The sequence below is a fragment of the Enterobacter sp. ECC-175 genome, assembly GCF_043968675.1.
In the GTDB taxonomy this organism is placed as follows: domain Bacteria; phylum Pseudomonadota; class Gammaproteobacteria; order Enterobacterales; family Enterobacteriaceae; genus Enterobacter.
The window spans coordinates 948,436-961,010 of the sequence record NZ_CP143776.1; the positions used below are offsets into that span (position 1 = coordinate 948,436).

Annotated in this window: 13 protein-coding genes; 10 read left to right on the top strand and 3 right to left on the bottom strand. The window is 58.6% G+C overall.

Annotated features, from left to right (window positions below):
* Positions 1 to 9: 9 nt before the first annotated feature.
* The 3 genes from V1599_RS04545 to V1599_RS04555 all read left to right on the top strand — a co-directional run bounded on the left by V1599_RS04545 (position 10) and on the right by V1599_RS04555 (position 2,428).
* Positions 10 to 774, top strand: coding sequence for a C40 family peptidase (locus V1599_RS04545; protein ID WP_395301076.1), 765 nt, complete (start codon positions 10 to 12; stop codon positions 772 to 774).
* An 84-nt stretch (positions 775 to 858) separates the two neighbouring features.
* Positions 859 to 1,908 (top strand): plasmid segregation protein ParM domain-containing protein, encoded by a 1,050-nt coding sequence (gene parM, locus V1599_RS04550; protein ID WP_297122523.1) that lies wholly within the window; start codon positions 859 to 861, stop codon positions 1,906 to 1,908.
* Positions 1,901 to 2,428, top strand: coding sequence for a hypothetical protein (locus V1599_RS04555; protein ID WP_112012187.1), 528 nt, complete (start codon positions 1,901 to 1,903; stop codon positions 2,426 to 2,428). Before parM ends, V1599_RS04555 begins: the two co-directional genes overlap by 8 nt.
* Positions 2,429 to 2,464: 36 nt before the next feature.
* Here V1599_RS04555 and V1599_RS04560 read toward each other — a convergent pair whose 3' ends face one another.
* Entirely contained in the window at positions 2,465 to 2,746 is a 282-nt protein-coding gene (locus V1599_RS04560; RefSeq protein WP_112012188.1) for a YjcB family protein, read from the bottom strand.
* A gap of 599 nt (positions 2,747 to 3,345) precedes the next feature.
* On the opposite strand from V1599_RS04560, the gene V1599_RS04565 reads away from it, so the two are divergent.
* Positions 3,346 to 4,920, top strand: a complete 1,575-nt coding sequence (locus tag V1599_RS04565) for an EAL domain-containing protein (RefSeq protein WP_395301077.1) — start codon at positions 3,346 to 3,348, stop codon at positions 4,918 to 4,920.
* On the opposite strand, the gene soxS is transcribed toward V1599_RS04565, so the two are convergent.
* Complete coding sequence (gene soxS / locus V1599_RS04570) at positions 4,917 to 5,243, bottom strand: superoxide response transcriptional regulator SoxS (RefSeq protein WP_112012191.1); 327 nt, start codon at positions 5,241 to 5,243, stop codon at positions 4,917 to 4,919. The two genes, V1599_RS04565 and soxS, sit on opposite strands and share 4 nt — an antisense overlap.
* Before the next feature lie 98 nt (positions 5,244 to 5,341).
* Here soxS and soxR point away from each other — a divergent pair, with 98 nt between their 5' ends.
* The 4 genes from soxR to V1599_RS04590 all read left to right on the top strand — a co-directional run bounded on the left by soxR (position 5,342) and on the right by V1599_RS04590 (position 10,215).
* On the top strand, positions 5,342 to 5,800 hold the full coding sequence (gene soxR, locus V1599_RS04575; protein WP_112012192.1) for a redox-sensitive transcriptional activator SoxR: 459 nt from the start codon (positions 5,342 to 5,344) through the stop codon (positions 5,798 to 5,800).
* A gap of 300 nt (positions 5,801 to 6,100) precedes the next feature.
* Positions 6,101 to 6,766 (top strand): glutathione S-transferase family protein, encoded by a 666-nt coding sequence (locus V1599_RS04580; RefSeq protein ID WP_297122520.1) that lies wholly within the window; start codon positions 6,101 to 6,103, stop codon positions 6,764 to 6,766.
* A 301-nt stretch (positions 6,767 to 7,067) separates the two neighbouring features.
* Entirely contained in the window at positions 7,068 to 8,417 is a 1,350-nt protein-coding gene (gene ghxP / locus V1599_RS04585; RefSeq protein ID WP_112012194.1) for a guanine/hypoxanthine transporter GhxP, read from the top strand.
* A gap of 151 nt (positions 8,418 to 8,568) precedes the next feature.
* A complete protein-coding gene (locus V1599_RS04590) occupies positions 8,569 to 10,215 on the top strand; it encodes a Na+/H+ antiporter (protein WP_395301078.1) in 1,647 nt (548 codons plus the stop codon).
* 242 nt (positions 10,216 to 10,457) lie between these two features.
* On the opposite strand, the gene V1599_RS04595 is transcribed toward V1599_RS04590, so the two are convergent.
* Positions 10,458 to 11,360, bottom strand: a complete 903-nt coding sequence (locus V1599_RS04595; RefSeq protein ID WP_395301079.1) for a LysR family transcriptional regulator — start codon at positions 11,358 to 11,360, stop codon at positions 10,458 to 10,460.
* A gap of 102 nt (positions 11,361 to 11,462) precedes the next feature.
* On the opposite strand from V1599_RS04595, the gene V1599_RS04600 reads away from it, so the two are divergent.
* On the top strand, positions 11,463 to 11,873 hold the full coding sequence (locus V1599_RS04600) for a CidA/LrgA family protein (RefSeq protein WP_112013230.1): 411 nt from the start codon (positions 11,463 to 11,465) through the stop codon (positions 11,871 to 11,873).
* Positions 11,866 to 12,555: an LrgB family protein gene (locus V1599_RS04605; RefSeq protein WP_395301080.1), complete on the top strand. Its 690-nt coding sequence runs from the start codon at positions 11,866 to 11,868 to the stop codon at positions 12,553 to 12,555. The genes V1599_RS04600 and V1599_RS04605 overlap by 8 nt, the downstream gene beginning before the upstream one ends.
* Positions 12,556 to 12,575 lie beyond the last annotated feature (20 nt).

A 12,575-nucleotide genomic window follows, 5' to 3' on the forward strand; every position in this document is an offset into this window, starting at 1 on the left:
GGTTTTACGATGTTCACCCTTACCCACTTTCAGAAAGCCGCAGGCCTTGCGCTTGCCGCCGCGCTCGTGATGGCATGCAGCATGCCCGCGCAGGCCGCGCCGCGCAGCGAAAAAATGACCGCCGCGGAGAAGGAGCGCGCGGAAAAGATCAGGAAGCGCAACCGTGAAATGCTGCTGAAATCGTCGCGGACCCGCCTCGCCGTGGTGCCCGTGACGCCGGAGCAGAAGCGCCGCATCAGCGAGCAGCGTCGCCTTGAGCGTGCGGAGAACCGCGCGCTGCTGGCGATGCACAAACGCTGGCAGCCGGGAACCCTCTCTATGGACATGATCTGGGAGCCGCTGCCGGGCGAGCGGGTGAGCCCGCGGCTGCAGGCCTCGCTCAAGCAGGTTATCCGCCTGCTGCAGCAGCAGATCGGCAAGCCCTACGTCTGGGGCGGCCAGACGCCCGAGCAGGGGTTCGACTGCAGCGGCCTGGTGTTTTATGCCTTTAACCCGGTGCTGAGCCGCAACCTGCCGCGCACCGCCAACGGCATGTTCCAGGACCGCACGCTGCACCCCGTCGGCCAGGACAAGCTCCGCCGCGGCGACCTGGTCTTTTTCAATATCAACCAGCGCCCGGGAGCCGACCACGTTGGCGTTTACCTCGGCGACGGACAATTTATCGAAGCGCCGCGAACCGGCCTGAACATTCGCGTGAGCCAGCTTTCGGACCGCTTCTGGCAGGACCACTACCTCGGTGCCCGCCGGATATTAACTGAAGAGGCCGTGCTGTAACGGCCTGACGCTGAATACCCCCTCAAGGTATGCGCCGCCACGGATGGCCCCCTTATTTTTAAAAGATTGACTGAGAAACTTGTTATGAACCAGATGCGTAAAAAATTTGCCATTGACGATGGCTCTACCAACGTCAAAATCAGCTGGATTGAGAACGGTACGCTGAAAACCGTGGTCTCGCCAAACTCCTTCCGCAAGGACTGGAAAAGCGCGGCGCTGCTGCGCGGGCAGGCGGTATATAACTACACCATCGGCACCACCAAATACACCTACGACGCTACCTCCGACAAGGCGCTCTCCACCACGCACATTGATTATCAGTATGACGATTTAAACCTGCTGGCGGTGCACCACGCGCTGCTGCAAACCGGCGTTGCGCCCTGCGATGTGGAGGTGATTGTTACCCTGCCGATCACCCAGTTCTACAAGCCGGACGACTGCCAGCGCAACGAAGAGCGTATCGAAGCGAAGCGCCAGAACCTGATGCGCGACATCAGCCTGAACAAGGGCGAGCTGTTCCGCATCGTTGACGTTCAGGTCATGCCGGAGAGCCTGCCCGCCGCGCTGTCGCATCTTTTGAACTCCAACGTGAACGAATTTACCAAATCGCTGGTGATTGACTGCGGCGGGACGACGCTGGATATGGGCATTGTGGTCGGCGAGTTTGACGACGTGTCGGCGATATACGGCAATAACGAGATTGGCGTGGCGATGGTCACGGACGCCACGCGCAAGCTGCTGGCGGCGGCGGACAGCGACTCCAGCTACCTGGTGGCAAATGAGCTTATCAAACGCCGCCACGACGCCGGGTTCGTCCGCAGCGTGGTGAACGATGAGTCGCGCATCGACGACATTCTTGAAAAGATTGAGATCAAGATTCAGGAGCTGGGCGACCAGGTGGCCTACGAGGCGAAAAAATTCGCGAAAAACCCGAACCGCGTCTATCTGGTCGGCGGCGGCGCGCACCTGATTGAAGGGGCGATCCGCGAGGCCTATGCGACGCTCGGCGACCGCGTGGTCAGCATTGAGAACCCGCAGAGCGCGCTGTCGCGCGAGATTTGCCTCTATCATTCGGAGTCGGGCGCGGAGGCGGTCGATGAGCCGCTGATGGCCGAGGTGGGCGAGAATGCGTAAGGGGCAAATCCGCCGCGTAAATCTCTCCCTTCACCTGACGCCGGACCAGTCGCGCGCGGACATGCGCGCGATGCAGCAGCTGCAAAAATGGCATCAGTCGATGAATCAGTCTGACAACATCGACGATACGAATATGGAAATCCGCGCGTTTCACCGCAACGTGTACCTGGCGGGGCTTCAGCTGCACCTGCTGGACCCGTCGCTCTGCCACCACGTGGCGGAATCGCTAGGGCGTGAAAATCTGTCGCTGGCGGCGCTGCTGTCGGAGCTTCAGGCGCAGCCGCAGAGCGATGCCGCGTCGGAGCAGCTGGCAGAGCTGCAGAAGATCCGCGAAGAGATTGCCGCGCTCAGGCCGCTGATGGAGCAGCAGAAGCTGGCCCTTCAGCAGCTGCGCATGGCGGCGAAAACCGTCAGCCCGCCGGCGCCGGAGCGCAGCAGCGGCCCGGAGGAGATGGCGCTCAGCGACGTCGATACGCCGACGAAAAAAATGCAGAAGGTCCGGCAGAAAGGTATTTTTTGACGCACTTCCCCTTTGCAGCGGAAGGGGAAAAGCCGATCAGGTAATGACCACCGGCCACTCTGGCGGCGTGTGGCTCATCGCTTCCACCATCACCACTTTCATATTTTCCCAGATAGCGGCGATATCCAGCAGGGTAATGCCCAGCAGGCCCGTCGCGAACCAGCATGCGGCCCCCAGCCCCAGCAGGGTGCTGATCGCGGCCAGGCCCGCATAGTCAGATTTACGAAATTGAATATTCAGCGTGCTGGCTAAAAACATCAAAACCGCACTCAACAATGGCCAGCGCAGAAGAACCATGCTGGTGGTAATGGTTGCCATAAACCCATCCTCGACAGATCAGATGCATACAATGAAACAATGTTTCTCGTTACATAATAACTGTGAACTATATCACGTTTGCTCTTTTATTCGCCACTGTCAAGGTGATGAAAAGTGACCCGTTTACGATCGGGAAGGGCGGTGAAACCGCGGCAGAGGACGCTATCTTCGCGCGCGAACTCTCCCCCAGGCCGCACCTGCCGATAGCGCGTGAAAGCACGCCGCGAGAACGGGAAAGGGAAAGCGCAGCGGATTGTTTATAAATCAACGCGGAAAATATGCGCAATCAAAAGCAAACATTACCGGGCATCGTTTGTGCCTTTTTCAGGCGGCGAGAGGTGGGGGATAAAAAAAATTTCAACGGAAGGTTATCTTTAAATCAACGGACGGGCTGGATATTATTTTCCTTAATTAAAACTGAATGAATACTTTTAGTTTAGCTTACGGAAAAATATTATCGGCATAACAAAATTTCAGATTTTTAATACCAAAAGTCAGTTGCTAACTTCGCATGATTCATGCAACGTAATCACCTGTTTATCGAAGCACCCGGCCTTCATTACTACAGGCGTACAACAATCAGGGATATAGAGCGGAAAATGAATCGTAGCGCACGGCGCAAGGTGCTCGGGGGATTAGGGATCATCATGGTAGTTTCGCTACCCGTGATGCTTGCGCTATGGTTTGCCCAGATGCGCGCCGTGACGGAAACCAGCGCTGCGTTACGCACATTTGCCGAACTTGCTTTAGACAAAACTGAACTCGTTATTCAAGAAGTTGATTTAGCTCGGGATGACGCCGAGAAATATCAGGGCCAGGTGTGCACGCCCGCGCACCGTCAATATATGCTAAACGTTGTTCGCGGCCGCCTCTTCATCGCTGATTTAATTTACGCCGAAGGTCAGAATTTTCTCTGTTCGACTGTTTTTACCCCTGAACATCCTTACGTAATCCCCACCGCCAATTACACCCGTAAACCCGACGTTGCTATCTATTATTATCGCGATACGCCCTTTTTCAACGGCTATAAAATGACGTATATGCAGCGCGGGAATTATGTTGTAGTGGTCAACCCACTTTCCTACAGCGAAGTGATGTCTTCGGATAATTCGCTGTCGTGGGGAGTGTATGACACGGTGACAAATGCATTCTTCTCGGTCAGTACAAAGGCCAATGTTCCCTTATTAAATTCAATGATTCGGGATAAGGAAGCATCATTTCAGAGAGATGACCGTTTTTATACGGTGGTCAAATCGAATAAACGTCCTATTGCCGCCATCGTCTCGACGTCGAATAAACGCTTTTACGAAACGCTTTATCATCAGGCCACGCTGACGCTGCCGCTGGGAATGATTTGCAGCATTATCATTCTGCTGGTGTGGTCGCGCACCCGCCGTGAGCTTAACTCGCCGGGGCGTCTTCTGCATCGGGCGCTCGCCAGGCGCCAGCTGCGCGTGCATTATCAGCCCATCATCGATATCAAGCACAACCGCTGCGTTGGGGCGGAGGCACTGCTGCGCTGGCCCGGTTTTAACGGGCAGGTCATGAGCCCGGCCGAGTTTATTCCGCTGGCGGAAAAAGAGGGGATGATCGCGCGGATAACGGATTACGTGGTGGAGGAAGTGTTCAGCGATCTCGGGGACTTTCTGGCGGCTCACCCGCACCTTTATATTTCCATTAACCTCTCGGCCTCCGATTTCCACTCCTCGCGCCTGATCGCCATGATATCGGACAAGGCCAGGCACTTCTCCGTGCGCGCGCAGCAGATCAAAATCGAGGTGACGGAGCGCGGGTTTATCGACGTGCCGAAAACCACGCCGGTGATCCAGGCGTTTCGCCAGGCGGGCTATGAGGTGGCGATCGATGACTTTGGCACCGGCTATTCGAACCTGCATAACCTCTATTCGCTGAACGTGGACATCCTGAAAATCGACAAATCGTTTGTCGATACCTTGACCACCAACAGCACCAGCCACCTGATTGCCGAGCACATCATTGAGATGGCCCAGAGCCTGCGGCTCAAAACCATCGCGGAAGGGGTGGAAACGGCGGAGCAGGTCAGCTGGCTGTTGAAGCGCGGCGTGCAGTATTGTCAGGGATGGCACTTCGCGAAAGCGATGCCGCCGCAGGAGTTTATGACCTGGCAGCAGCAGCCTTTACTCTCAGCGCACTAGCCGAGCTGGTGGCGATAGTCGCTCGGCGTGCGGTCAAACTCGCGGCGGAACACCCGGGAAAACGTCTGCTGCGAGACGTAGCCCAGATCCATGGCGATATCAAAAATAGGCCGCTGCGTAGAGCGTAGCGCCTGGGCCGCCATCAGCAGCCTGCGCTGGCGGATATACTCGCCGAGCGTCTGGTGCATGACGGTGCGGAACATTCTCTGCAAGTACCATTTCGAATAGCCCGATTTCTTAGCGACCACATCAATGTTCAACGGTTGGTCGATATGTTCATCAATCCATTCAATAAGCGTCTGAATAATTTGCTGATGCGACATAAGGTTGCCCCTCTTTACATACAACTATCTCTGTTGATTCGTCGTTTTCTCTGCGGGGGAGTATAATTCCTCAAGTTAACTTGAGGTAAAGGGGTTTTATGGAAAAGAGATTACCGCGAATTAAAGCGCTCCTGACGCCGGGAGAGGTCGCAAAGCGCAGCGGCGTGGCGGTATCCGCGCTCCACTTTTATGAAAGCAAAGGGCTGATTAAAAGCATCCGCAACGCGGGGAACCAGCGGCGCTACACGCGCGACGTGCTCCGCTACGTGGCGATTATCAAAATTGCGCAACGGATCGGCATACCGCTGGCCACCATCAGCGACGCGTTCGGCGTGCTGCCTGAAGGCCACACGCTGAGCGCAAAAGAGTGGAAGCAGCTCTCCTCCCAGTGGCGCGACGAGCTGGACAGGCGCATTCATACCCTGGTGGCGTTGCGCGACGAGCTGGACGGGTGCATCGGCTGCGGATGCCTGTCGCGCAGCGATTGCCCGCTGCGTAACCCGGGCGACAGGCTCGGCGAGCAGGGTACGGGGGCGCGGCTGCTGGAGGAAGAGTAACCTTCTGCCGCGGCCCGGCAAAACCCCGCGCCGCAAAAAGAACTAAAGCGCCACAAGGGGCGCTTTAGTTTTTCCCGGTCTTTGTCTTTCTCTCTATCCCGCTGGTTCACGGGAGGGTTTCCCCCGACGTCTGCACCCCTCGTGTCGAGCTGGTTGGTGAGGTTCCGGATTGTGCTGACACTTTAAGTCTATGCAAAGGCCGCTGTTTCGCCAGCCGCAGAGGCCATTTTTTCGCCAAATTTTTTTCGTGATGTTGTTCGATTTTCTATAGTTAAAAAGAATAAAACTCAGGAGAAGACGATGCTAACGGTCCACCACCTTAACCAGTCGCGTTCACATCGCGCGCTCTGGGCGCTGGAAGAACTTTCCGTGCCGTATGAGATTGTGCATTACCAGCGTGAGAAAAATATGCTCGCGCCCGAATCCCTTAAAAAAGTGCATCCGCTGGGCAAGTCGCCGGTTGTGGAGGATAACGGGCTGATCCTCGCCGAGTCCGGGGCGATTCTGGAGTATTTACAGGAGAACTACGATCCCGATTTTCGCCTCAAGCCGCAGGACCCGGCCAATAAAATCCAGTATCGCTTCTGGCTGCATTATGCTGAAGGTTCGCTGATGCCGCTGCTGTTAATGAAGCTGGTGTTTAACAGCCTCGGAAAACCGCCCGTGCCGTTCGGCCTGAGAACCCTGGGCAACGCGCTCGGGAAGGGCGTGCAAAAGGCGTATCTCGATCGCCAGCTTGAAACGCACGCGCGCTTTATCGAATCGCATCTTGCGCAAAACGGCTGGTTTGCTGGCGAAACGCTCAGCATGGCCGACATCCAGATGAGTTTCCCGGTCTTTGCGCTGCTGGCGCGGGGCGGCATTGACAACTTACCCCATACCCACGCCTGGAAGAAAAAGGTGGAAATGCGTCCCGGCTGGCAGCGAACCCTGGAAAAGGGCGGGCCGCTGGATATTCCTGGATAGCACGAAATGCAACGAAATTGCGCAGGGACGATAACGTTTGCGCATCCTCTGTTTATTTCTTCATCGACATAAGAGAATTTTAGCGAAAAACGCGAAAGTTCAGTTGAAAAGGGCGGTGATTCGGCTAGATAATCGTTTGCCTTAAATTGACCACCCGTTTTGTAAGCGCGGAGCTAAACGTTTGCTTTTTTGTGACGCCCTTTTCGTCGCAAACGCAGTACATGGATTTGACGTTTCGCTGGCAGCGGAGACGCCACCACGCTTACCAACGACCTATAAAAACTCTCAGGGGATGTTCTCTATGTCTACGCCATCTGCGCGTACCGGCGGTTCGCTTGACGCCATGTTTAAAATTTCCGCTCGCGGCAGCACCGTGCGCCAGGAAGTCGTTGCCGGTCTGACAACGTTTCTGGCGATGGTGTATTCGGTGATCGTTGTGCCGGGCATGCTGGGCAAGGCGGGCTTCCCGCCTGCGGCCGTCTTCGTGGCCACCTGCCTGGTAGCGGGCGTCGGTTCCATCGTGATGGGCCTGTGGGCTAACCTGCCGCTGGCGATTGGCTGCGCCATCTCGCTGACCGCCTTCACCGCGTTCAGCCTGGTGCTGGGGCAGCACATTAGCGTGCCGGTCGCGCTCGGCGCGGTCTTCCTGATGGGCGTGCTGTTTACCATTATCTCTGCCACCGGCATCCGCAGCTGGATTTTGCGCAACCTGCCGCAGGGCGTGGCGCACGGCACCGGCATCGGTATCGGCCTGTTCCTGCTGCTGATTGCCGCGAACGGCGTGGGCCTGGTGATTAAAAACCCGCTCGACGGCCTGCCGGTTGCGCTCGGCAACTTTGCCAGCTTCCCGGTGATCATGTCCCTGATTGGCCTGGCGGTGATTATCGGCCTGGAAAAGCTGAAGGTGCCCGGCGGCATTTTGCTGACCATTATCGGCATCTCTATCGTTGGCCTGATTTTCGACCCAACCGTCCACTTCTCCGGCATTTTCGCCATGCCGTCCCTGAGTGACGATAAAGGTAACTCCCTGATCGGCAGCCTGGATATCGTTGGCGCGCTGAACCCGGTGATCCTGCCAAGCGTGCTGGCGCTGGTCATGACCGCGGTGTTTGATGCCACCGGCACCATCCGCGCGGTAGCGGGGCAGGCGAACCTGCTGGACAAAGACGGCCAGATTATCGACGGCGGCAAAGCGCTGACCACCGACTCCCTGAGCAGCGTGTTCTCCGGCCTGGTGGGCGCTTCTCCTGCGGCGGTGTACATTGAGTCTGCGGCGGGGACGGCGGCTGGCGGCAAAACCGGCCTGACGGCGATCACCGTGGGCGTGCTGTTCCTGCTGATCCTGTTCCTTTCTCCGCTTTCCTACCTGGTGCCCGCGTATGCGACCGCACCGGCGCTGATGTACGTCGGCCTGCTGATGCTGAGCAACGTGGCGAAAATCGACTTTGCCGACTTCGTGGACGCGATGTCTGGCCTGATCACCGCGGTATTTATCGTGCTGACCTGCAACATCGTGACCGGCATCATGATCGGCTTTGCGTCGCTGGTGATTGGCCGTCTGGTGTCCGGCGAGTGGCGCAAGCTGAACGTCGGCACGGTGGTGATTGCCGTCGCGCTGGTGGCGTTCTACGCGGGCGGCTGGGCGATTTAACTTATCCATTAATGCGAAAACGGGTGGCTCAGGCCGCCCGTTTTTCATTTTCAGCCCCCATCCCGTTGCCTTTTGCGTTACTCTGAGGAAGATATAATAAAAGGCACGACGCCTTTCGAAGTACATAAGAAACGCTGCAAACAGGGAACGCATGGAAATCTTCTTCACAATACTCATCATGACCCTTGTGGTCTCACTATCCGGGGTGGTTACACGCGTACTGCCCTTTCAGTTACCCCTGCCATTAATGCAAATTGCTATCGGCGCGCTGCTGGCGTGGCCGACGTTTGGCCTGCACGTTGAGTTCGACCCCGAGCTGTTCCTCGTGTTGTTCATTCCGCCGCTGCTGTTTGCCGACGGCTGGAAAACGCCCACGCGCGAGTTCCTGGAGCACGGCCGGGAGATCTTCGGCCTGGCGCTGGCGCTGGTTATCGTCACCGTGGTTGGGATAGGGTTCCTGATCTACTGGGCGGTGCCGGGCATTCCCCTGATCCCGGCCTTCGCGCTGGCCGCCGTGCTGTCGCCAACCGACGCCGTGGCGCTCTCCGGCATCGTCGGCGAGGGGCGTATTCCAAAGAAAATTATGGGCATTTTGCAGGGCGAGGCGCTGATGAACGATGCCTCCGGCCTGGTGGCCCTGAAGTTTGCCGTGGCGGTCGCCATGGGAACGATGGTCTTTACCGTCGGCGGCGCGACGCTGGAATTTTTCAAGGTCGCGATTGGCGGCATCCTGGCCGGGTTTGTGGTCAGCTGGCTGTACGGCCGTTCGCTGCGCTTCCTCAGCCGCTGGGGCGGCGATGAGCCCGCCACGCAAATCGTGCTGCTGTTCCTGCTGCCGTTTGCCTCATACCTGATTGCCGAACACATCGGCGTGTCGGGCATCCTGGCGGCCGTCGCGGCGGGGATGACCATCACCCGTTCCGGCGTGATGCGCACCGCACCGCTGGCAATGCGCCTGCGCGCCAACAGCACCTGGGCGATGCTGGAGTTTGTGTTTAACGGTATGGTGTTCCTGCTGTTGGGCCTGCAGCTGCCGGGCATTCTGGAGTCCTCGCTGGTGGCGGCAGAAGCCGACCCGAACGTTGAAACCTGGATGCTGTTTACCGACATCGTGCTGATCTACATGGCGCTGATGCTGGTGCGCTTCGGCTGGCTGTGGACGATGAAAAACTTCAGCCAGCGCTTCCTGAAGAAAAAGCCGATGGAGTTCGGCTCGTGGACCACGCGCGAGCTGCTTATCGCCTCTTTCGCGGGCGTGCGCGGGGCGATTACCCTTGCCGGTGTGCTCTCCATTCCGCTGCTGCTGCCCACCGGAGACGTCTTCCCGGCGCGCTACGAGCTGGTGTTCCTGGCGGCGGGCGTAATTTTGTTCTCGCTGTTTGTGGGCGTGGTGATGCTGCCTATTCTGCTCCAGCACCTGGAGGTGGGCGACCACACCCAGCAGCATAAGGAGGAGCGCATTGCCCGCGCCGCCACGGCAGAAGTGGCGATTGTGGCCATCCAGAAAATGGAAGAACGTCTTGCAGCGGACGCGGAAGAGAACATCGACAATCAGCTGCTGACCGAAGTGAGTTCGCGCGTGATTGGTAACCTGCGCCGCCGCGCGGACGGACGTAACGACGTGGAAAGCTCGCAGCAGGAAGAGAACCTGGAGCGCCGCTTCCGCCTGGCGGCGCTGCGTTCGGAGCGCGCCGAGCTGTACCACCTGCGCGCCACGCGCCAGATCAGCAACGAGACGCTGCAAAAGCTGCTGCACGATCTGGACCTGCTGGAAGCGTTGTTAATCGATAATCAGTAGCGTGCTTTGGCCCTCTCCCCATGGGGGAGAGGGCACCGAACGAGCCCCTCACCCTAGCCCTCTCCCCATAGGGGAGAGGGAACCGAACGAGCCCCTCACTCTGGCCCTTTCCCTGTAGGGGAGAAGGAACCGAACGAGCCCCTCACCCTAGCCCTCTCCCCATAGGGGAGAAGGAACCGAACGAGCCCCTCGCCCTGGCCCTTTCTCTATAGGGTTGAAGGAACCGATCGAGCCCCTCGCCCCTATGGGGAGAGGGGTTGGGGTGAGGGGACCCAAAACCCCTTACAGCACTCCAGCCACGCCTGCGCGCTATGCGATAAATAGACCCCTTCGCGCCAAATCATGCCGAGCTGCCAGCGCAAATCGCTCTCCAGCGGAACCCAGCGCAGCGTGTTTTTATCCAGCCGCTCGCAGATGGGCTGCGGCAGGATCGCAATGCCCACCCCCGCCTCCACCATGGCCGCCAGGAAATCCCACTGGCCGCTGCGCACCGCAATCCGCGGCTTCACGTTGTGCTGGCTGAACAGCGCCATCAGCTGGCGGCTGAGGGCAAAATCTTCGTTGTAGATCAGCAGGGGATGCTCGGCGAGCACCTCTGGCTTTACCGAATCGATGTGCATCCAGTCGCCGGAGCGGGGCACCAGCACGCACAGCGGATGGCTGAACAGCGATAGCGTCGCCAGGCCGCTCTCCTCCTCGACGGGCAGGGCGGTCATCGCCACGTCCAGCTCGCCGTTGATCACCGCCTGCTGCACGGTCAGGCCGCCAAATTCGGAAATTTTTAGCTCGACGCCGGGGTAGCGCTGGCGAAACAGGCTGATGGGCCCGGCCATCATCATGCCGACCATCGGCGGAATGCCGAGCCGCAGCAGGCCCTTGCTGAGGTGGTTGATGTCGCCCAGCTCCGCCTCGAGCTGGCGAAACTCCGCCAGAATCGCCAGGCCGCGCTCAAACACCACGCGCCCGGTATCGGTCAGCAGCAGCTTGCGCCCGTCGCGGATCAGCAGGGTGCAGTTCAGTTCATCCTCGAGGTTTTTCAGCATTTTGCTGATGGTGGGCTGGGTAACAAACAACTTCTCCGCTGCGCGGGTAAAACTTTGCTGGCGAACCACCTCGACAAAATAGCGCAGCGTTCTTATGTCCATGATTATTCCTCGGAACTATACCTTCGATGATTTTAATTCATTTCTTTCACCGACGTGCGCTCTCTATACTGGCGCTCCGTCTCATTTTTGAGGAAATCACCCATGGCCGTGGCGTTAGGTCGCGTTACGCCTGCCGTTGTGCAACGACTCCAGGTCCCGGTTCAGGTTCTGCTCTACGCAGGGCTGTTTGTCTTTGCTGAATATCTCGTTAGCTGGCTGCACCTGCCGCTTCCCGCCAACCTGGTGGGGATGGTGCTGATGCTCACGCTCATCCTTTGCCGCATCGTTCCCCTGAGCTGGGTGCGCGCGGGCGCGCGCTGGCTGCTGGCGGAGATGCTGCTGTTTTTCGTGCCCGCCGTGGTGGCGGTGGTGAATTACGCCCAATTGCTAATGGTCGACGGCTGGCGCATCTTCGCGGTGATCGCCCTGAGCACGCTGATGGTGCTCGGCACCACCGCATGGGTGGTGGATAAAGTGTACCGGTTTGAAATCAGCAGGCAGAAGCATGACTAACTTCCAGATTAGCGTCCTGTGCCTGATCGCCACGCTGGCCATCTACTTTGCCAACAAGCGGCTGTATCGACGTTTTCACGCCCTGCCGCTGATGCCGCTGGTGTTCACGCCCATCCTGCTGGTGCTGATGCTGGTCTTCGGGCATATCTCCTGGCAAAACTACATTGGGGAATCCCACTGGCTGCTGTGGCTGCTCGGCCCGGCGACCATCGCGTTTGCGGTGCCGGTCTACGACAACCTGGCGATCATCCGGCGCCACTGGCTGTCGCTCAGCGCGGGCGTCATTACCGCCACGGTGGTGGCGGTGTGCAGCTCGGTCTGGCTGGCGCGGCTGTTTACCCTCTCGGATGAAATCCAGCGCAGCCTGGCGGTGCGCTCGGTCACGACGCCCTTTGCCCTCGCGGCGGCAAAACCGCTCGGCGGCCAGCCGGATCTGGTGGCGCTGTTTGTGGTGGTGACGGGGGTGTTTGGCATGGCGGTGGGCGACGTGCTGTTTCTGCGGCTTTCCATTCGGGAAGGGATGGCGAAAGGGGCGGGGTTTGGCGCGGCGTCGCACGGGGCGGGCACGGCGCGCTCGTACGAGATCGGCCAGCAGGAGGGCGTGGTCGCCAGCCTGGTGATGATGCTTTCGGGCGTGGTGATGGTGCTGATTGCGCCGCTGGTGGCGTGGGTGATGTTTTAATTCCCCGGCCCTGCGGCCGG

Coding starts and splice junctions, on each gene's coding strand:
- V1599_RS04545 (WP_395301076.1), top strand. CDS start 10: ATGTTCACCCTTACCCACTTTCAGAAAGCCGCAGGCCTTGCGCTTGCC.
- parM (WP_297122523.1), top strand. CDS start 859: ATGAACCAGATGCGTAAAAAATTTGCCATTGACGATGGCTCTACCAAC.
- V1599_RS04555 (WP_112012187.1), top strand. CDS start 1,901: ATGCGTAAGGGGCAAATCCGCCGCGTAAATCTCTCCCTTCACCTGACG.
- V1599_RS04560 (WP_112012188.1), bottom strand. CDS start 2,746: ATGGCAACCATTACCACCAGCATGGTTCTTCTGCGCTGGCCATTGTTG.
- V1599_RS04565 (WP_395301077.1), top strand. CDS start 3,346: ATGAATCGTAGCGCACGGCGCAAGGTGCTCGGGGGATTAGGGATCATC.
- soxS (WP_112012191.1), bottom strand. CDS start 5,243: ATGTCGCATCAGCAAATTATTCAGACGCTTATTGAATGGATTGATGAA.
- soxR (WP_112012192.1), top strand. CDS start 5,342: ATGGAAAAGAGATTACCGCGAATTAAAGCGCTCCTGACGCCGGGAGAG.
- V1599_RS04580 (WP_297122520.1), top strand. CDS start 6,101: ATGCTAACGGTCCACCACCTTAACCAGTCGCGTTCACATCGCGCGCTC.
- ghxP (WP_112012194.1), top strand. CDS start 7,068: ATGTCTACGCCATCTGCGCGTACCGGCGGTTCGCTTGACGCCATGTTT.
- V1599_RS04590 (WP_395301078.1), top strand. CDS start 8,569: ATGGAAATCTTCTTCACAATACTCATCATGACCCTTGTGGTCTCACTA.
- V1599_RS04595 (WP_395301079.1), bottom strand. CDS start 11,360: ATGGACATAAGAACGCTGCGCTATTTTGTCGAGGTGGTTCGCCAGCAA.
- V1599_RS04600 (WP_112013230.1), top strand. CDS start 11,463: ATGGCCGTGGCGTTAGGTCGCGTTACGCCTGCCGTTGTGCAACGACTC.
- V1599_RS04605 (WP_395301080.1), top strand. CDS start 11,866: ATGACTAACTTCCAGATTAGCGTCCTGTGCCTGATCGCCACGCTGGCC.